The following is an 18,998-nucleotide window of genomic DNA, read 5'->3' as shown; positions in this document are numbered from 1 at the left end:
CCGGGTCGGGGCGGCTGAACGAAGAGAGATGCGGGGCGCACGGCTGGTCAGCCGAGGCGCCCCTTGAGCTGCAGCCACAGAGCCCGTTTCTGGGCCGGGCTGGGCGCGAGCGGGCAGATCAGGGCCTCTGGCCAGGCGGGATCGGCCGCCTCCAGCCAGAGCAGGGGCGGGGTGTGGCCGGCGGGCAGGCTGCTCAGCAGGCTGACCTCGTCGCTGCCGATGCCGAGCAGCTGGCAGAGATCCGCCAGCAGACCGGGGGCGGGCAGCCGGCTCGCCAGGATCCAGAGCTTGCCGCTCGGCGGCTCGCTCGGCACGGCCGGGGCGGGGGCCGCCTCCTGCAGATTTGCCTGGGGCTCATTAGCCGGTGCGGGCGCAGCCTGATGGCCCGCCAGCAGGGCCGGCCGGCGCAGTTGCCAGCTAGGGATGCCCATCCGGGCCAGCAGGTGTTGCCGCAGGCGAGCGGATGCCTGGTCGGGTTGCTCGGGGACGGGTTCCCGCGCTGTGGTCTGCTGCACTGGATCTTGCATGGGCGATGACTCAGTCTTGATCTGCATTGATGAAAAAAGCTCTGCGCAGGGTACACTCGAACGCGTTTTGCTGCATCTTTTGCGGTATGTTTTAGCCAGGAGAGGCGCTCCGGCGCCCGGCAACCGACCGGTGCGAGCCAGAGGCGACCTCCCGACAATACAACAAGCAGGACAGGGAACCTTCGATCGCGTCGCGGGTGTGCCGGTTCCAGACAACCCCAGTATCGGAAGTGCGCCTATGCCACCTTTAGTATCACAGAATCTTCGTCTCGCCCCCATTCACGAACGGCTGCCACGCCTGCTGTCGGCCCTCGGCGAGGGGCTTTACGAGCGCCAGGATGCCCTGCGGCTCGGTCTGCTGGCGGCCTTGTCCGGCGAGAGCGTGTTTCTGCTGGGCCCGCCCGGCATCGCCAAGAGCCTGATTGCGCGGCGCCTCAAGTTGGCCTTTCATGAGGCGCGCCACTTCGAGTACCTGATGACCCGTTTCAGCACGCCGGAGGAGGTGTTCGGCCCCCTCTCCATCCAGGCTCTGAAGGAGGATGGCAAGTACCTGCGCCTCACCGCCGGCTACCTGCCGGAGGCCGAGGTGGTGTTCCTCGACGAGATCTGGAAGGCGGGCCCCGCCATCCTCAACACCCTGCTCACCGCCATCAACGAGCGGCAGTTTCGCAACGGCGACAGCCAGCACCCCATCCCGATGCGGCTGCTGGTGACCGCCTCCAACGAGCTGCCGGCCCCCGACAGCGGGCTGGAGGCGCTTTACGACCGCATGCTGGTGCGGATCTGGATGGACCGGGTGCAGGAGAAGGCCAACTTCCAGGCCATGCTGGCCAGCGACGGCCAGTCCCACCAGAATCTGCCGCCCTCGGTGCAGATCCACGGTGACGAGTATCTGGAGTGGCAGGAGCAGATCGACCGGGTCCGGCTGCCGGACGACTGCTTCGAGCTCATCTATCAGTTGCGCCAGCAGCTCGACAGCCAGCTGGCCCACAGCTGCTACGTGTCGGATCGGCGTTGGAAGAAGGCCGTGAGGCTCATCAAGGCGAGCGCCTTTTTCAATGGCCGCGACGAGGTAGCCCCGCTCGATCTGCTGCTGTTCAAGGATTGCCTCTGGCATGACGAGGCCTCGCGCACCGCCCTGCTGGAGATGATGACCGAATTCTCCCGCCTCTACGGCTATCAGCAGCTGACCATGACCCGTCAGCTGATGGGGCTGCGGGACAAGTTCAAGCAGCTCAAACAGAGCGTGGCCCAGCGCCTGTGCTGCAAGGCCAGAAAGCGCCAGCAGTGGTTCGGGCGCCGCGCCCGCGGCATCCAGATCCCGCTGGCCAACGCCCGCCCGTTCGGCAAGCTGGTGCACTTCCACCTGCTCACCCCGGCGGCGCTGGATGGCGACGACCCGGAGCGGCTGGTGGAGACGCTGGTGTTCGACCGCACCCTGCTCTCCCACTGGCACCCCACCGGCGAGTCGCTGGTGGGCTGGCCGCTTGGCAACCCCAAGGAGGGTCACTACGAGCTGGTGCTGGACGACGAGCTGCGGCTGCACGTGCTGGATCTGCAGCGCCAGCAGATCCCGCTGGTGCTGGTGGAGCGCACCCCCATCCCCGAGGTGGTGATCACCCCCTGGCAGGCGGCCCTGACCGAGCTGCTGGCAGAAGCCGGCGTGCTGGCGCAGGAGCTCAAGCGCCAGCGCAACCTGTTCGAGCGCCATCAGCAGCACCTCTTCATCGGTCGTCACTGGTTGCAGCAGGTGGAGGACAGCTTCTTCGTGCTGAACCGGGATCTGGATCAGCTGCGCACCGACATCAGCCAGTGGCACGATCGGCTGCCGCAACTGGACGCCTGAGCCATGGCGAGCGCGAAGGGGGCGGTCGTGAGCCAGACCGGTGGAGGTCGCCATGCTTGAGATCGGCATGATGGATCTGGGGCTGCTCATCGGCGAGGGGGAGCTGGCGGGCGAAATGGCGCTCTTGCTGGCCTCCACCCCCAAGATCTCCGAGTTCATCAAACGCTCCCCGCTGCAGGGCAAATTGCTGCAAAAGCGCATCCGCCGCTGGAGCGATCAGCTGGGGGAAGAAATGCGCCACAAGCCGGTGCCGGTGGCGCTGGAGCAGGAGTATCGCCTCTATCAGGCCCACAAGGGGTTGCCGCTGGCCGAGCTGATGGGGCGCCTGCCAGCCCTGCTGGACGGGCTTGAGCAGTACAGCCCCTTCGCCGGCGAGGCGCGCAGCCTGGTGCGCCAGCTGATGGCTCACCCCACCGACAGCCAGCGCCAGCTGCTGATCGAGAAGTGGCGCACCAGCCTGGTGGGCAGCCTGCTGCAGCTGCAGCAGCAGATCGCCGAGGCGGAGCGGGAGAAGCAGCGCCAGGAGATCGAAGATCAGCTGCTGGCGAGCCGTACCCTGGCTGATGCGCTGGACCCCAACCAGATCTCCGCCGGCGGGCTCTGGGATCTGGCGCAGGGCAGCTGGCACAAGCGCAGCCTGGTGCTGGTCAAGCAGTACGCCCGCATGTTGCAGCGCGAGCCGCTGCTGGCTGAGATCGCCAACCTGCTGGGGCGCAGCGAACAGGACAACCGGGCCAACGACTCGCCGGTGCCGCCGGTGCAGGTGCACGAACTGGAAGAGGTGCAGACCGACGACGTGCCGGACGATCTGGTGGGCATCCACCCGGCCAGCGACCTGATGCGGCTCTTGCCGAGCGAGGCGGTGATGCTGGCGCTGCCGGAGCTGGAGCTGGAGTTCTACCGCCGCTATCTGGAGCGGCGCCTGCTCAGCTACCAGTCGCGTGGCACCCTGCCGCGCCAGCGCATCATGCTGCGCACCCCTGAGCTTGGCGGGCGGCAGCTGCAGCAGCGGGGGCCCTTCATCGTCTGCATCGACACCTCGGGCTCCATGGGGGGCTACCCGGAGGAGTGCGCCAAGGCGCTGTTTCTGGCGCTGCTCAAGGTGGCGATGGACGAGAAGCGGGGCTGCTACCTGATGCTCTTCTCCACCGAGGTGGCGACCCTGGAGATCACCGCCGACACCGGGCTCGACAAGGCGGAGCGCTTCCTCTCCATGAGTTTTCACGGCGGCACCGATCTGGTGCCCTGCCTCGAGAAGGCCCTGATCAAGCTGGATGACCCCGCCTTTGCCAAAGCGGACGTGCTGGTGGTCTCCGACTTTATCGCCCAGAGCCTGCCCCACAGCCTGCTGGATCGGATGAACCGCCAGCGCAAGCAGCAAACCCGCTTCCACGCGGTGGCCATGTCCCGCCACGCCAAACCGGCGCTGCTGCGGGTGTTCGACAACAGCTGGCTACTCGACTGCGGCCTGCGCGGTCGCCTGTTGCGCCGCTGGCAGCGCAGCTGACACCCGCCGTGCCGGCAGACTGGCCAGCACCACCCCGACACACAAGAGGCCAAGCGCCAGCCACACCGGCGGCGTGACGCTCTCCCCCAGCAGCCACCAGGCCAGCATGGCCGCCATCACAGGCGTGAACGAACCCAGCGCCGAACTGACCTCGGCGCCCAGGGTGCGGATGGCGTGGGCGTAACAGAGTGCCGCCAGCAAGCCGGCGCCTATCCCTTGCAGCAGACCCTGCCAGAGCCAGACGCTGGCATGGCTCACGGCGGGCAAGGGGCTCCACAGGAGCGTCGGCAGCAGCAACAGGGCCGACGGCACCGCCACCAGCGCGGCCGCATCCAGCGCCGCCAGTCCGCTGCGTCTGACCGCCAGGGTAAACAGGGCCCACAGCAGGGCCGCCCCCAGAAAGCAGAGCTGTCCCTGCCATAATCCCGGTTCTCCGCCCAGCAACAGGATGGCGGTGGCCAGGGCGATGAGGGCGAGCCCCCAGCACCGCTGCAGGGGGCAGGGGGCGCGCCACAACAGCAGGCCCAGCAGGCTGACCATGAGTGGCACAGTGCCCGGGATCAGGGCGCTGCCCTGGGCCACCGGGGCCAGTTGCATGCCGGTGGCGCCGAGCCAGAAGAAGGGCAGGCCGGCCCCCGCCAGCATGGCCAGCTGCCAGCGCAGGGGCGTGCGGCGCAGACGGATGCGGTGACGCCAGTAATAGGGGAGCAGCAGCAGGGCCGGGATACCGAAGCGCAGCAGCGCCAGCGCCTGTGGCGGCAGTTTCTCCTCGGCGCCCAGGCGCAGGGAGAGAAAGAAACCGGACCAGAGCAGCACGGTGGCGAGGGCGGCGGCCCAGCCGCTGCAACGGGGTAATTGTGCGAATGACATCGGGCTCCCTCCATGGCGTGTCCCGGCTTATTATCCCGCCAGTGGGGAGGGTGTTGCAGGGCAAACTGTTTGAGATATTCGGGGGTAATTGCTAGTTTCAGCCAATCCAAAAGGGATTTTTACCGGATATCACCAAGATGCTCGACAGGATTGATTTACATCTGCTTCGCTTGCTGCAACAGGATGGGCGCCTCACGACCGTGGAGCTGGCGGAGCAGGTCGGCTTGTCTGCCTCCCCCTGTGCCCGGCGCCTGAAGCGGCTGGAGGGGGAGGGCCATATACGGGGGTATCGCGCCGTGCTGGCGCGGGAGATGCTCGGGCTTGGCATCACCATCTTCGTCAACGTGCGGCTCAGTCAGCACAGGGAGCCGCTGGTGGAGGCCTTCGAGCAGGCGGTGGCGGCCATGGCGGAGGTGATCAGCTGTCACACCGTCTCCGGCAACTACGACTACCTGCTGGAGGTGGTGGTGCCCGACCTGCCCGCCTACGAGCAGTGGGTCCGGCGGTTGCAGTCCCAGGACATGGTCAACGACATCAGCAGCCACTTCGCCATTCGGGCGGTCAAGGTGATGGGGCCACTGCCCATCTGACCCTGTTCAGGGGCGGGGCTGGTGGCCGAGCCCGCGCTCGTTGACCTGCTCCTGATCCAGCAACGGCTGGCCGCTCGGCTGGGAGACATAAAAGCCCCGCTTGCCGCTGCGTTTGACCCGGTACATGGCCTGGTCGGCCCGGGCCAGCGCCGTACTGAAATCATCCTGCGGCCGGATCGCCGCCACCCCCATGCTCAATCCCACCGAGGCGTCACCGTTGGGCAGCTCGAACGGGGTGGCGATGGCGTCGATGCACTGGCTGGCCAGCTGGCTGGTGCGGGGATCGTCGCTGGCCCAGGGCAGCAGCAGCACGAATTCGTCGCCGCCGAGCCGGCCTATCTTCACCCCCTCCTCGCAACAGTCGCGCAGCCGGCGGGTGAGGGCGATCAGCAGCTCGTCGCCGGCGCGGTGGCCCAGGTTGTCGTTGACCTGCTTGAAGTCGTCCAGATCGATGAAGCAGATGGCTTTGAAACCCTGGTTGAACTTGCGTTGCAGGGCGGTGCGGTTGGCAAGGCCGGTGAGGGGATCCCGGTGGGCGAGCCGGGCCAGCTGCTGCTCGTACTCCTTCTCGTGGGTGATGTCGATGTGGGTGCCCATCACCCGAACGGGGTTGCCCTGTGCGTCCCGCTCCACCACCCGGCCCCGGTCCAGCACCCAGGTGGTCTTGCCGTCCTTGGCGATCATCCGGTGCATCACCTGATAAAACGGGCTCTTGCCGCTCAGGTGATCGAAGAAGGCCTGCAGCACCCGCTCCCTGTCTTCCGGATGCAGATGCTCGCGCCAGACGTCGAAGTGGGCCGACAGCTCCTTGGGCTGATAGCCGAGCATGGAACCCCAGCGCCGGTTGAAGATGATGAGCTTGCCGGTGGGCACATGATTCTGCCAGATGCACAGGCCGGTGCCGTCCATGGCGGCTTCCAGCTTCTCCCGCGCATCGTCGGCGACCCGCCTGAGCCGTTCGTTCTCCTGCAGCAGCTTGTCGTAGGCCGCCTGCAGCTCCTGATATGTCATCAACCTGCGCTTCCCTGTGTTGGATGGCGCCTATAGTCGATGCTGATTTTCCATCTGTAAAGGGGCGCGTTCGGTCAGCGTGAGAGCCTGCCGGATCTGGCCTATCTCCTCTCTTTTTCCATGGTTGCTGTGTGTTGCTGCAAGGCGAGATATGATGGGGGGAGTGAGCATATTCGTGTACTAGCACCACCTGAGGGGAAACCGAACCGGCATGAAACGCATCATGACCCTGATCCTGTTGACGGGATTGTGTACGCCCCTCGCCTGGGCGGCCCGGGCGCCGCTGACCGAGCCCCAGCTCTCCCGCGAGTTGCAGCTGCTGGAGGAGGGGTTCCAGCCCGATCGCATGTTCCGGCTGCGCATCGCCGCCCTGGTGGCGAGCAAGGAAGCCTATCCCCCCGACGTGCAGGGGCGCATCGTGCGGCTGCAGTGCTGGGCCATGCCTTCCGATTGGGACGACGAGTACCGTGCCGTGGTGAACTTTGCCGACCAGGAACTGGCCGGTGCCCGGGCCCGCAAGGACAGGATCACCGAGACAGGTCTGCTGGCCTGCCGCGCCTTTCATCAGCAGATGCTCGGCAACATGGAGCAGTCCAAGGAGGACTACCAGCAGGCGCTGGTGCTGGCCCGCCGGCTCGGTGATCGGGTGCAGGAGGCGGACATCCTCAGCTTGCGCGGCGACATGTACGCCTATCAGGGGGAGCTGGCGGAGGGGCTGATGGAGCTCATCGAGGCGCACAAGCGCTTCGAGTCGCTGGGGCTGGATGGCAAGGCGCGGGAGGTGCTGGCCCAGATCGCCAACGCCTATCGGCGGATGGGGCTCTATGAGCGGGCCGAGGGGTATTTCGAAGAGCTGGCCCATGACTACAGTGCCCTGCGCGCCCAGGAGCCGCTGGTGAGGATCCGCTCCCAGCAGGGGCTGCTCTACTCCGAGATGGGGGAGTATGACCGGGCGCTGCCGCTGATGAAGATGGCCGAGCAGTTCTATCGTTCTCAGCAGAAAGAGGGGCTGCTGGCCTGGGTCCGGATCGAGATCGCCACCATACTGCTCAATCAGGGCAAGGTGACCGAGGCGGTGAGCAAGCTGCGCCAGGCTGACGCCATTTTGCAGGGGCGCGAGACCTCCGACAGCGTCACCCTGGGTCACTGGCAACTGGTGATGGGGATGGCGGAGGCGGCGCAGGGCAACCCGACCAAGGCGCTCTACTACCTGGCCCACGCCGAACCCATCTTCGTCAAGGAGAAGAACCAGCGCTTCCTGGCGCGGGTCTACGAGGTGCGGGCGCGGATCCTGGAGCAGCAGGGGCAGATCAGCGCCGCCCTCAGCAACCTCAAGGTGTTTGTCGAGACCAAGCACTCGCTGGAACGGGTGCTCAGGGAGCAGCGCTCGTTGCAGATGCGCTTCGAGTTCGACCTGGCCCGCAAGGAGCTGGAGAACCAGGCCCTCAAGACCAAGCAGCTGCTGCAGGAGGCCAAGCTCAAGCAGCTGCAGGAGCGGCGCCACTGGCAGTACGTGGTGGTGGCCCTGCTGTTGCTGGTGATGGGCATGCTGGCGCTGCACCAGTTCAATCGCTCCCGCCAGATGCGCCGGCTCGCCATGACCGACGATCTGACCGGGTTGCACAACCGCCGCCAGATCCAGAACAAGGGCCAGCACTGGTTCAGACAGGCGCGCGAGCAGGGCAAGCCCTTCTCGGTGCTGCTGCTGGACATCGATCACTTCAAGCTGGTCAATGACCAGCTGGGCCACCACGTAGGGGATCTGGTGCTGGCCGCCGTGGCCAAGTGCATCGCCGCCCAGCTGCGTTCGCTGGACAGAGTGGGGCGCAACGGCGGCGAAGAGTTTCTGGTGCTGCTGCCCGACACCTGTCTGGACGAGGCGATGGAAGTGGCGGAGCGGATCCGTCATCGCGTCTCCCAGCTGCGTATCGAGGGGATGCCGGAGGGGCGTTTTGTCAACGTCAGCATCGGTTGTGCCCAGCAGGGTCCTCTTGACGAGAGCCTGGGGGGGCTGGTGCAGCGGGCCGACGAGGCCATGTACCGGGCCAAGCAGGCCGGCCGCAACCAGGTGATGCGGGCCGAATAGGGGGCACCACCCTGCAAAGCCGGGCTGGGTATTTTTCACTCGCGCGGGTATAATGTCGCGCAATTTTGCTTTGGCTCAGGTGAGAAGACCCATGTAACGCAACCCTCTTCCTCTCTCCACCGGCGGATCTGATGCCCGCCCGAGTGGCCCGTTGCGTATCCATGCCGGACCGTGAGTCAATGCGGCATCCCGGAATTATTCCCACGGTGGCCAAGGCCGCCGCCCAATAGAAGAACGTTGAATTATGTCAGCTGAATTTCTGAGTGAAGTCTCCAAGAGACGCACTTTTGCGATCATCTCGCACCCGGATGCGGGTAAAACCACCATCACCGAAAAGGTTCTGCTGTTCGGACAGGCCATTCAGCGCGCCGGTACCGTCAAGGGCCGTGGCTCGGGCCAGCACGCCAAATCCGACTGGATGGAGATGGAGAAGCAGCGCGGTATCTCCATCACCACCTCGGTGATGCAGTTCCCCTACGCCGACTGCCTGGTCAACCTGCTCGATACCCCGGGTCACGAGGACTTCTCCGAAGATACCTACCGTACCCTGACGGCGGTCGACTGTTGCCTGATGGTCATCGACGCCGCCAAGGGTGTTGAAGACCGGACCCGCAAGCTGATGGAAGTGACCCGGCTGCGCGACACCCCCATCCTCACCTTCATGAACAAGCTGGACCGCGAAGTGCGCGATCCCATGGAGGTCATGGACGAGGTGGAGCGTGAGCTCAACATCATGTGCGCCCCCATCACCTGGCCCATCGGTTGCGGCAAATCCTTCAAGGGTGTCTATCACCTCTACAAGGACGAGACCTATCTGTATCAGAGCGGTCAGGGCCACACCATCCAGGAGAAGCGGGTGGTCAAGGGGCTGCACAGCCCGGAACTGGACGCCGCCGTCGGCGAAGATCTGGCCCAACAGCTGCGCGACGAGCTGGAGCTGGTGCAGGGCGCCTCTCCCGAGTTCGATCACGATGCCTTTATCGCCGGCGAGATGACCCCGGTCTTCTTCGGTACTGCACTGGGTAACTTCGGTGTTGACCACATGCTGGATGGCCTGACTGACTGGGCGCCGTCTCCCATGCCGCGCAAGGCCGAGAGCCGCGAAGTGGTGGCGACCGAGGAGAAGTTCTCCGGCTTCGTGTTCAAGATCCAGGCAAACATGGATCCGAAACACCGCGACCGTATCGCCTTTATGCGCATCGTCTCCGGCACCTACTCCAAGGGCATGAAGATGCGCCACGTGCGCATCGGCAAGGACGTGAACATCTCCGACGCCGTGACCTTCATGGCCGGTGACCGTGAGCAGGCGGAAGACGCCTTCGCCGGTGACATCATCGGTCTGCACAACCACGGCACCATCCAGATCGGCGACACCTTTACTCAGGGTGAGGATCTCAAGTTCACCGGCATCCCGAACTTCGCGCCGGAACTGTTCCGCCGCATCCGCCTGCGCGACCCGCTCAAGCAGAAGCAGCTGCTCAAGGGGCTGGTGCAGCTCTCCGAAGAGGGGGCGGTGCAGGTGTTCCGTCCGCTCATCAGCAACGATCTCATCGTCGGTGCGGTCGGTGTGCTGCAGTTCGACGTGGTAGTGTCGCGCCTCAAGAGCGAGTACAACGTCGAGGCCATCTACGAGGCGGTCAACGTCGCCACCGCCCGCTGGGTGGAAGGGACCGACGTCAAGAAGTTCGAGGAGTTCAAGCGCAAGAACGAGGTCAACCTGGCCCTCGATGGCGGTGACAACCTCACCTACATCGCGCCGACCATGGTCAACTTGCGCCTGGCCCAGGAGCGTCACGCCGACGTCCAGTTCCGCCAGACCCGCGAGCACTGATCAGCGCTTGCCGACAGGCAAACAGGATAAAAAGAGACCCCGCTTCGGCGGGGTCTCTTTTTGCATGGCCAACAGGGCGCGGATGGGGGAGCGCCGCCGTCACCCGTCGACAAGGGGAGCAATGCCCCCTATAAAGGAGGCTCACACATGATTCAGGGAGTGATGCATGTCGGTCGAACTGCCCGTCGAGGCACAATTTAACGCTTACAACGCCCACGATCTCGAGGCCTTCCTGGGCTGCTTCTCCGACGCGTTCAAGGGGTACCGGATGCCGACGGAGAGCCCGAGCACAGTGGGCAAGGAGGCGCTCAGCGCCTTCTATGCCGAGCATCGTTTCAACAACCCGGCCCTGCGGGCCGAGCTGCTGGCGCGCACCGTCATCGGCAACAAGGTGTTCGATCACGAGTTGATTTATGGCCTCTCCCCCGAGCCCATCGAGAGCATGGCTGTGTTCGAAGTGGAGGCCGGCCTTATCAAAACGGCCTGGTTCTACTTTCCCACCTGACCGGCGTCCAGCGCCCCTGTCTGCCTTGGCCTGACTGCAAACACCGCCCGCTAACACCGGCTGACGTCAGGCCTCACCCTTCATGCCGTTTTGCGTTACCTGCCGCCTGGCTCTGAGCGACAGGCAAACAAAAGGGCGGCACCAGGGCCACCCTTGTTCATCCGGTCTTTATGCCTCACGCCACAGGCAGGGTCTCGTTGGCGGCGAGTGCCAGCACCATGCAGATCTCGCAGGCATCGTGGCCTGTGCTGCCGAGCGGCCCCGGCAGGTGCTCGAAGCCCAGAGACTCGTAGAGCGCGGTGGCCTCGCGCAGCACGGCGGTGGTCTCCAGGTAGCAGCGCTGATAGCCGAGCGCGCGCGCCTCGTCCAGTGCCTGCAGCACCAGCCGCCGCCCCAGTCCCAGCCCGCGCAGGGAGGGCATGAAGTACATCTTCTGCAGCTCGCAGACTTGCCCCTCTTCCCCCGCCAGCGGCGCTATGCCGCCCCCGCCCAGAATGGTGCCATCGGGGCCCTCGATCACCCAGTATCGGCTGCGCTCACCCAGGTAGGTTTCATGAAGAAAGTCGAGATTGGGATCCGCTACGCCGTAGCCCTTGTCGGCGGTGAGGCCGTATTCGGCGGAGACGGCGCGCACCACGGCAGCGATGGCAGGGTTATCGGCCGGGGTGATGGGGCGAATGCGATAGCCCTGCTGGCGACGGGCACGGGAGAGCGCGCTGCGATAGAGGCGCAGGCCTTCCCACAGCTGCTCGCGCTCGGCGAGGGTGAGCTGGGCCAGGGTCTCCTCCATGGCGCTGTCCATCTCCTGATGCAGATCCAGCAGCTGGGCCTGGCCGGCGATGGTGAGGCGCGCCTCCTTGCTGCGACCATCGGACGGATGGGGATGCCAGCTGATGAGCTCGCGCTCGGCCAGGCGGGCCAGCGGGCGGCTGGCGTTGGACTTGTCGATGCGCAGCCGCTCCGCCAGTTGCTGATTGGTGGCGGGGCCGCTCTCCAGCTCGATCAGCAGATGGGCTTCGAGCGGGCTGAGCGCCAGTTCGCCGCACTGTTGGGAGAGCATGCCGAGTTCGCGAACCAGATCGCGCGACAGGGCGCGCAGGGGGCGGGGATCCATGGATGAGTGTCCTTCTGGTGATGTTGGTTGTGATACGCAACCAATATAGCCTTTTGGTTGTTGGTGACAACTATTTTTTCGGTGGGCAGAAGGGGGCGAACGGGCGGAGAAAAACGGGCAGAAAAAAGGGCCCGAGAGGGGCCCAAACATTGGAAACCCGCGCGAGGGCGCGGATCCCATCCTTGGTCAGGCAAGGTACGGCGAGCGTTAGACCAGCTCGGCCAGCATGGTGTCGGCATAGGGCACCAGGGCGTCGCCCTGTTTCACCTTGGCGAGGTAGTCCGGGTTGGCGATGAGCGGGCGACCGATGGCGACCAGGTCGAAGCGGTCGGCCTCGATGGCCTCGGCTGCGGTCTCGGCGCTGTAGTTGCCCACCCCCACCAGATGACCGTCGTAGCGGGCGCGCAGGTAGTCGGAGGCGCGGCCGTCCAGGTAGTCGAAGGTGAGGCTGTCATCGAAGATGCCGAGGTGCACATAGGCCAGGTTGCGCTGGTTCAGCTCGGCCAGCAGATGGTCGAACACGGCGCGATCCCGGGCATCCCCTTCGAGGTGCACATAGGCGCCGGGGGAGAGGCGCAGGCCCACCCGATCCCCGCCGATGCGGGCATTGATGGCATCCACCACCTCCAGCGCGAAGCGGCTCATGTTCTCTGGGCTGCCACCGTAGTTGTCGGTGCGCAGGTTGCTGGCGTGGTGCAGGAACTGATCGATGAGGTAGCCGTTGGCACCGTGGATCTCCACCCCGTCAAAGCCCGCTTCGATGGCGTTGGCGGCGGCCTGGGCGTAATCCTCGACCAGCTGGGCGATTTCGCTCCCGGTCAGGGCGCGCGGCACCTGATAGACCAGCTCGCGCATGCGGGGCACCGTGCCCTCATGGGCGACGGCGGAGGGGGCCAGCACTTCGGCGTGGTGGAAGAAGGGGTGGGAGAGACGGCCCACGTGCCACAGCTGGGCGAAGATCTTGCCGCCGTTGGCATGCACGGCGCTGGTCACTTTCTTCCAGCCGGCGATCTGTTCGGCGCTGTAGAGCCCAGGAGTATTGGGGTAGCCTTGCCCGTCCGGACGGATGATGGTGGCTTCGGAGATGATGAGGCCGATGTCGGCGCGGCGCGCATAATAGGCGGCCATCTGTTCGGTGGGCACCAGACCCGGGCCTGCCATGCAGCGGGTGAGGGGAGCCATCATGAAACGGTTGGCCAGGGTGAGGGTGTCGTTGAGGCGATAGGGCTGAAACAGGGTATTCATGATCGTCTGTCCTGAGGGAGTGATTCTTGAACGTGCATTCAAGACGTTTTTTGTTTTGTGTGCAAGTCTTTTTTGAACGAGCATTCAACATAGTTGGTGTTGCCGGCCCGCTGGGGTAAACTTGCCGCCCTCTTATTTCCCCTCACCGGCCCCAGGCCGGTGAATCCGCTTTTTCAACGGAGAAACCATGCGCAGCGCCGAGTTCAACCGGGACGACGTCTTGCGAAATGCCATGGAGGCATTTCGGGCCAAGGGTTACGCCAAGACCACCATGCAGGAGCTGGTGGCGGCGACCGGGTTGCATCCGGGCAGCCTCTACGCGGCGTTTGGCAACAAGCGCGGCTTGCTGCTGGCGGCGGTCGACCACTATGTGCAGGAAAAGAGCGCCCTGCGGCGCAGCTTCTTCGCCGCCGCGAGCCCGCTGGCGGGGGTGCAGGCCTACCTCGAGCAGGTGGTGAACGACGCCCTCTGCGGCACCTGTCTGGTGACCCGCACCCTGATGGAGCTGGCGGAGCAGGACGAGGAGCTGCACCTGAAGCTCAAGGCCATCTACGGCGAGCTGGATGCGGATCTGGCGGCGGTGCTGAGCCTGGCCTTCGAGCGCGGCGAGCTGGCGGCCGGGCGTGACATCACGACCCTGACCGCCTTTTTGCTTATCAACATCCAGGGCCTGGTCACCTTCGCCCAGTGCCGCCCCGACCCCGTCCTGCTGGGCGGCGTGGTCACCCAGCTGATGACGGCCCTGCGGGCATAATACCTCCCCAGAAACAACCATGGCTCCCGCGGGAGCCATGGTTGTTTCTGGGGATGTCACACGCCGCCAAGTTGTTTGCTCCCTTCTCCCCTTGCGGGAGCCATGGTTGTTTCTGGGGATGCCACACGCCGCCGGGTTGTTTGCTCCCTTCTCCCCTCGTGGGAGCCATGGTTGTTTCTGGGGATGTCACACACAGCCGGGGTGTTTGCTCCCTTCTCCCCTCGCGGGAGAAGGGTTGGGGATGAGGGGGGAGGGCTCTGCTCAGCGCAATGAGAGTAAAAGAAGTTCCAGTACGGCCTCCATCCGACTCAACACATCGTTATTCCACACCCTGATCACCCGGAAGCCCTGCTGATTGAGGTAGGTCGTTCTTGCGCCATCATATTGCCGCTCCGCCGGTTCGTTGTGCTGCGCTCCATCGACCTCGATGATCAACCTCTGTTCAAGAGAGATGAAATCGACAATGTAGGGCCCGATGGGCATCTGGCGACGGAATTTCACCCCAGCCAGACGGCGGTCGCGCAATTGCAGCCAGAGCTTCTGTTCGGCAAGGGTGGCTTCTCGCCTCATGCGCTTGGCAAATGGATGGGTTCTCATGGTGCCTATCCAGAGCTATTTGACCCTATTAGATATAGCCATTCCCCGGTCTGGTGACTGAGTGGATTTCTTCCCCTCACCCTCTCCCAGAGGGAGAGGGGACAGATCGAGTGACGGTGGGCATCTTGTCGGTCATCTCGGGCTTGAGTGGAGTTTTGTGACAATGAACGGATGAACTGATGAGTCGATCGTTGTGGGATGGATATGTTTCGCCCCGGCAAGGAGGCAGGCTGGCAGGTTGTCAGCCATGTCGCCAGTGGCACGGAACTAGCCCCCTTCTCCCCTTGCGGGAGAAGGGTTGGGGATGAGGGGGAGGTCACACCCAGCAGGCTCACGCCGGATTCACCAACTCCTTCATCAGCGCCTTCAACCAGATCAACGCCGGTTGCTGCGCATGCACCGGGTGCCAGACGCAGTTGAGGTGATAATCCGGCACATCTTCGGGCAGCGGCAGGCTTTTCAGCGGCCAGTGGCTGGCGAGCAGTTCGGCCACCATGCTGGGCAGCACCAGCAGGTGATCGCTCTGGCTGACGATGGCGGCGGCGGACATATAACTCTGGCTGTTGACCGAGATGGTGCGACTGAAGCCCTGGGTCTTCAGATAGCGATCCAGACTTGCCTCCGAGGTGCCGAGCGGCGAGTGGAACACGTGAGGCATCTCGATCAGCTGCGCCAAGCTGATGCGCTCGGCCGGCAGCGCCGAGTCATCCCCACTCTCTGCGAGCACCGGGGCGGCCATCGGCAGATCGGCGCGTACCAGCCCGGCCAGCGGTTCGGTGAGCCAGGTCTCCTTGCCCAGATACCCCGGCACCTGCATGTATTCGTCAAAGCCCAGCACCAGGTCTATCTCGCCGCTCGCCAGCTCGGCTTCGGGCAGGGTGTCGCGCAGGATGCGGATCTCGATGGTGACCCCGGGCGCCAGCCGTTTGAGGCGCTGGATAAGCGGCGGGATCAGCACGCACTCCACGTAATCCGTGGTGCAGAGCACGAAGCGGCGCTTCGACTGGCTCGGCTCGAACACCTCCTCGTCGCTGAGCTGCTGCTCCAGCAGCCGCAGCGCCTGCTGCACTCCCAGATGCAGCCGCTGGGCGCGAGGGGTCGGCAGCATCCCCTGCGGGGTGCGCACCAAGAGCGGATCGCCAAAGAAGGTGCGCAGACGATTGAGCGCATGGCTCATGGCGGGCTGGCTGATAAAGAGGGTTTCGGCGGCGCGGGTGACGCTGCCCTGCGCCATCAGGGCGTCAAAGGCGAGCAGCAGGTTGAGGTCGAGCTGGTGCAGTTTCATCAAGATTATTTGCCAGGCTTATGGGACAATCCATCCTATTCATTTGATGGATGTGAGCGCAACTTCTTACACTGCGACCACTGTTATTTTTCCAGGATCCCCGCGCCGCGTTTTCACGCCTGCGGGGTCTCAATCCATGCAAGGAGCCTTGCGATGAGCATCAAGACCATGAACACCACGCCGGCCGCCGACGGCTTCACCATGCCCGCCGAGTGGGCACACCAGCAGGCCGTCTGGATGATCTGGCCGTTTCGCCCGGACAACTGGCGTGAGGCCGGTCGCTTCGCGCAAGCCACCTTCGCCAAGGTGGCGGATGCCATTGGGCAAGCCACTCCGGTCTTTATGGGGGTGCCGGCCCAGTTTATGGAGCAGGCTCGCGCCATCATGCCTGCCCATGTCACCTTGGTCGAAATGAACAGCGATGACTGCTGGGCCCGCGACAGCGGCCCCACCATCGTCACCAACGCAGCCGGTGAGTGCCGTGGGGTGGATTGGGGCTTCAACGCCTGGGGCGGCCACAAGGGCGGTCTCTACTACCCCTGGAATCAAGACGAGCAAGTGGCGGCCCAGATGCTGGCACAGCACGGCATGGATCGTTACGACGCGCCGCTCATTCTGGAAGGGGGCTCCATCCACGTCGACGGCGAAGGCACCTGCCTGACCACCGCCGAGTGCCTGCTCAACGAAAACCGCAACCCGCACCTGACCAAAGAGCAGATCGAAGCTCACCTGCGCGACTATCTGGGCGTGAAGAGCTTTATCTGGTTGGACGAAGGCGTCTACATGGACGAGACCGACGGCCACATCGACAACATGTGCTGCTTCGTGCGTCCGGGTGAAGTGGCCCTGCACTGGACTGACGACCAGAACGACCCCCAGTACGAGCGCTCCGTGGCCGCCCTCAAGGTGCTGGAAGCGGCGGTCGACGCCAAGGGGCGCAAGCTGAAAGTGTGGAAGCTGCCCCAGCCGGGCCCGCTCTACTGCACCCAGGAAGAGTCTGCCGGCGTCGAGAGCGGCACCGGTGTGCCGCGCGAGGCAGAAGGTCGTCTGGCCGGCTCCTACGTGAACTTCCTCATCACCAACGATCGCATCGTCTACCCGCTGCTGGATGCCGCCACCGATGGCGAAGCCCAGCGCATTCTGGAAGAGATCTTCCCGGATCACACCGTGGTCGGCGTACCGGCTCGCGAGATCCTGCTGGGCGGTGGCAATATTCACTGCATTACCCAGCAGATCCCCTCAGGGAAATAAGCTGCAGGCTCGACTAACTCGACAAAACCCCACATCGTGGGGTTTTGTCCCTTGATATACGGGGGTCGGGAGCTGTAGCGGCTGCGACCACCCTGAAGCGATTCGCTGCGATATTGCCGCGTTAGCCGATATCGCACACCGTCACCCTTTACAGGAGATCCCCATGATCGAAGTGACCGAGGTTTCCATTGCCGAGCTGCGCGGTGCGCTCGAATCAGGCCGCACCACAGCGGTCGAACTGGTCAAGGCCTATCTGGCCCGGATCGAGGCCTACAACGGCCCCGAGACTGCCACCAAACTCAACGCCGTGGTGGTCGCCAATCCCGATGCGCTGAAAGAGGCCCAGGCTTCCGATGCCCGCCGTGCCCGTGGCGAGACCCTGAGCCCGCTCGACGGCATCCCCTACACCGCCAAAGACAGCTATCTGGTCAAGGGGCTGACTGCCGCCTCCGGTAGCCCGGCTTTCAAGGATCTGGTGGCCCAGCGCGATGCCTTTACCGTTGAGCGCCTGCGCGCCGCCGGTGCCATCTGCCTTGGCAAAACCAATATGCCGCCGATGGCCAATGGCGGCATGCAGCGCGGCGTCTATGGCCGTGCCGAGAGCCCCTACAACGCCGACTACCTGACCGCGCCGTTTGCCTCCGGCTCCTCCAACGGCGCCGGTACTGCCACCGCCGCCAGCTTCTCCGCCTTTGGTCTGGCCGAAGAGACCTGGTCGAGCGGCCGTGGCCCGGCCTCCAACAACGGTTTGTGCGCCTACACCCCATCCCGTGGCGTTATCTCGGTGCGCGGCAACTGGCCGCTGACTCCGACCATGGATGTGGTGGTGCCCTATGCCCGCACCATGAACGATCTGCTGGAAGTGCTCGACGTAGTGGTGGCCGACGATGCCGATCCCCGTGGCGATCTGTGGCGCCTGCAGCCCTGGGTGCAGCTGCCCAAGGCCTCCGAAGTGCGTCCGGCTTCCTATCTGGAGCTGGCAGCCAAGCCCGATGCCCTCAAGGGCAAGCGCCTCGGCGTGCCGCGCATGTTTATCAACAAGGATGAACTGGCCGGCACCAGCGAAAACCCCGGTATCGGCGGCCCGACCGGTCAGCGCATCCATACCCGCGAGACCGTGATCGCCCTCTGGGAAGATGCGCGCAAGGCGCTGGAAGCCGCGGGCGCCGAAGTCATCGAAGTGGACTTCCCGCTGGTCTCCAACTGCGAAGGGGACCGACCCGGTGCGCCGACCGTGTTCAATCGCGGCATCGTGAGCCCGGAGTTTCTCAACGACGAGCTGTGGGAGCTCTCCGGCTGGGCGTTTGACGACTTCCTGCGTGCCAACGGCGATCCCAAGCTGAATAAATTGGCCGATGTCGATGGGCCGAAGATCTTCCCCCACGATCCGGGTACCCTGCCAAACCGCGAGGGCGATCTGGCGGCGGGCATGGACGAGTACGTCAATATGGCCAAGCGCGGCATCAAGCGTTTCGACGAGATCCCCACAGTGCCGGACGGCCTGCGCGCTCTGGAGAAGACCCGCAAGCTGGATCTGGAGGACTGGATGGACGGGCTCAAGCTCGACGCCGTGCTGTTCCCCACCGTTGCTGACGTCGCCCCGGCTGACGCGGATGTGAATCCGGCCTCCGCCGATATCGCCTGGAGCAACGGCATCTGGGTTGCCAACGGCAACCTCGCCATTCGCCACCTCGGCGTGCCGACCGTCACCGTCCCCATGGGGGTGATGGCCGATATCGGTATGCCGGTAGGCCTGACCTTCGCCGGTCGCGCCTATGACGACAACAAACTGCTGCGCTTCGCCTCAGCCTTCGAGTCCACCGGCAGCAAGCGTATGGTGCCGCCACGGACGCCGCCGTTGGGGTGATAGGTGTTGGGGGAAATGGAACTGTACAGATATAGTGTATGGAGATGGTATTCACCTGACAGTTGCCCACAAAAGGGAGTGGTCATACGGCTTCAAACCGGATAACAAAACG

16 protein-coding genes are annotated in these 18,998 nt (G+C 64.6%); 9 read left to right on the top strand and 7 right to left on the bottom strand.

The window, feature by feature from the left end:
• Window positions 1-47: 47 nt before the first annotated feature.
• On the bottom strand, window positions 48-527 hold the full coding sequence (locus G5134_RS00080; RefSeq protein WP_065018281.1) for a DNA polymerase III subunit psi: 480 nt from the start codon (window positions 525-527) through the stop codon (window positions 48-50).
• A gap of 238 nt (window positions 528-765) precedes the next feature.
• Between G5134_RS00080 and G5134_RS00075 the strand changes: the two genes are divergently transcribed.
• Together G5134_RS00075 and viaA are read left to right on the top strand one after the other, a co-directional pair.
• Entirely contained in the window at window positions 766-2,373 is a 1,608-nt protein-coding gene (locus tag G5134_RS00075) for an ATPase RavA domain-containing protein (protein WP_065018280.1), read from the top strand.
• Between the two features lie 52 nt (window positions 2,374-2,425).
• Window positions 2,426-3,880, top strand: coding sequence for an ATPase RavA stimulator ViaA (viaA, locus tag G5134_RS00070; RefSeq protein ID WP_065018279.1), 1,455 nt, complete (start codon window positions 2,426-2,428; stop codon window positions 3,878-3,880).
• On the opposite strand, the gene G5134_RS00065 is transcribed toward viaA, so the two are convergent.
• Window positions 3,827-4,750: a DMT family transporter gene (locus tag G5134_RS00065; protein WP_065018278.1), complete on the bottom strand. Its 924-nt coding sequence runs from the start codon at window positions 4,748-4,750 to the stop codon at window positions 3,827-3,829. The two genes, viaA and G5134_RS00065, sit on opposite strands and share 54 nt — an antisense overlap.
• A 137-nt stretch (window positions 4,751-4,887) precedes the next feature.
• Here G5134_RS00065 and G5134_RS00060 point away from each other — a divergent pair, with 137 nt between their 5' ends.
• Entirely contained in the window at window positions 4,888-5,340 is a 453-nt protein-coding gene (locus tag G5134_RS00060) for an Lrp/AsnC family transcriptional regulator (RefSeq protein WP_065018277.1), read from the top strand.
• 6 nt (window positions 5,341-5,346) lie between these two features.
• On the opposite strand, the gene G5134_RS00055 is transcribed toward G5134_RS00060, so the two are convergent.
• The gene (locus G5134_RS00055) at window positions 5,347-6,351 is read right to left on the bottom strand and encodes a sensor domain-containing diguanylate cyclase (protein WP_065018276.1); all 1,005 of its coding nucleotides are present in this window, start codon (window positions 6,349-6,351) and stop codon (window positions 5,347-5,349) included.
• A gap of 223 nt (window positions 6,352-6,574) precedes the next feature.
• Between G5134_RS00055 and G5134_RS00050 the strand changes: the two genes are divergently transcribed.
• The 3 genes from G5134_RS00050 to G5134_RS00040 all read left to right on the top strand — a co-directional run bounded on the left by G5134_RS00050 (window position 6,575) and on the right by G5134_RS00040 (window position 10,773).
• Window positions 6,575-8,437, top strand: a complete 1,863-nt coding sequence (locus G5134_RS00050; RefSeq protein ID WP_065018275.1) for a diguanylate cyclase — start codon at window positions 6,575-6,577, stop codon at window positions 8,435-8,437.
• Between the two features lie 241 nt (window positions 8,438-8,678).
• The gene (gene prfC, locus G5134_RS00045) at window positions 8,679-10,268 is read left to right on the top strand and encodes a peptide chain release factor 3 (protein WP_156559926.1); all 1,590 of its coding nucleotides are present in this window, start codon (window positions 8,679-8,681) and stop codon (window positions 10,266-10,268) included.
• A gap of 166 nt (window positions 10,269-10,434) precedes the next feature.
• On the top strand, window positions 10,435-10,773 hold the full coding sequence (locus G5134_RS00040; RefSeq protein ID WP_065018273.1) for a nuclear transport factor 2 family protein: 339 nt from the start codon (window positions 10,435-10,437) through the stop codon (window positions 10,771-10,773).
• Between the two features lie 175 nt (window positions 10,774-10,948).
• Here the strand turns inward: G5134_RS00040 and G5134_RS00035 are convergent, their stop codons facing one another.
• Both G5134_RS00035 and G5134_RS00030 read right to left on the bottom strand, forming a co-directional pair.
• A complete protein-coding gene (locus tag G5134_RS00035; RefSeq protein ID WP_010635090.1) occupies window positions 10,949-11,887 on the bottom strand; it encodes a bifunctional helix-turn-helix transcriptional regulator/GNAT family N-acetyltransferase in 939 nt (312 codons plus the stop codon).
• Window positions 11,888-12,094: 207 nt separating this feature from the next.
• Entirely contained in the window at window positions 12,095-13,132 is a 1,038-nt protein-coding gene (locus G5134_RS00030; protein ID WP_065018272.1) for an alkene reductase, read from the bottom strand.
• A gap of 187 nt (window positions 13,133-13,319) precedes the next feature.
• Between G5134_RS00030 and G5134_RS00025 the strand changes: the two genes are divergently transcribed.
• Window positions 13,320-13,886, top strand: coding sequence for a TetR/AcrR family transcriptional regulator (locus tag G5134_RS00025; protein ID WP_065018271.1), 567 nt, complete (start codon window positions 13,320-13,322; stop codon window positions 13,884-13,886).
• 261 nt (window positions 13,887-14,147) lie between these two features.
• Here the strand turns inward: G5134_RS00025 and G5134_RS00020 are convergent, their stop codons facing one another.
• Together G5134_RS00020 and G5134_RS00015 are read right to left on the bottom strand one after the other, a co-directional pair.
• Entirely contained in the window at window positions 14,148-14,483 is a 336-nt protein-coding gene (locus tag G5134_RS00020) for an endonuclease domain-containing protein (protein WP_065018270.1), read from the bottom strand.
• 331 nt (window positions 14,484-14,814) lie between these two features.
• Complete coding sequence (locus G5134_RS00015; protein ID WP_421231841.1) at window positions 14,815-15,768, bottom strand: LysR family transcriptional regulator; 954 nt, start codon at window positions 15,766-15,768, stop codon at window positions 14,815-14,817.
• Window positions 15,769-15,921: 153 nt separating this feature from the next.
• Here G5134_RS00015 and aguA point away from each other — a divergent pair, with 153 nt between their 5' ends.
• Window positions 15,922-17,019 (top strand): agmatine deiminase, encoded by a 1,098-nt coding sequence (aguA, locus tag G5134_RS00010; protein ID WP_421231809.1) that lies wholly within the window; start codon window positions 15,922-15,924, stop codon window positions 17,017-17,019.
• A 163-nt stretch (window positions 17,020-17,182) separates the two neighbouring features.
• Window positions 17,183-18,886 carry an amidase gene (locus tag G5134_RS00005; RefSeq protein WP_421231808.1) on the top strand — a complete coding sequence of 568 codons (1,704 nt, stop codon included), beginning with the start codon at window positions 17,183-17,185 and terminating at the stop codon, window positions 18,884-18,886.
• Window positions 18,887-18,998: the final 112 nt, after the last annotated feature.

The sequence above is a fragment of the Aeromonas sp. 600276 genome (assembly GCF_049175815.1).
GTDB lineage: Bacteria > Pseudomonadota > Gammaproteobacteria > Enterobacterales > Aeromonadaceae > Aeromonas > Aeromonas dhakensis.
The sequence above is the reverse complement of the archived record's forward strand: the minus strand, read 5'-3'. Positions and strand labels throughout refer to the sequence as shown.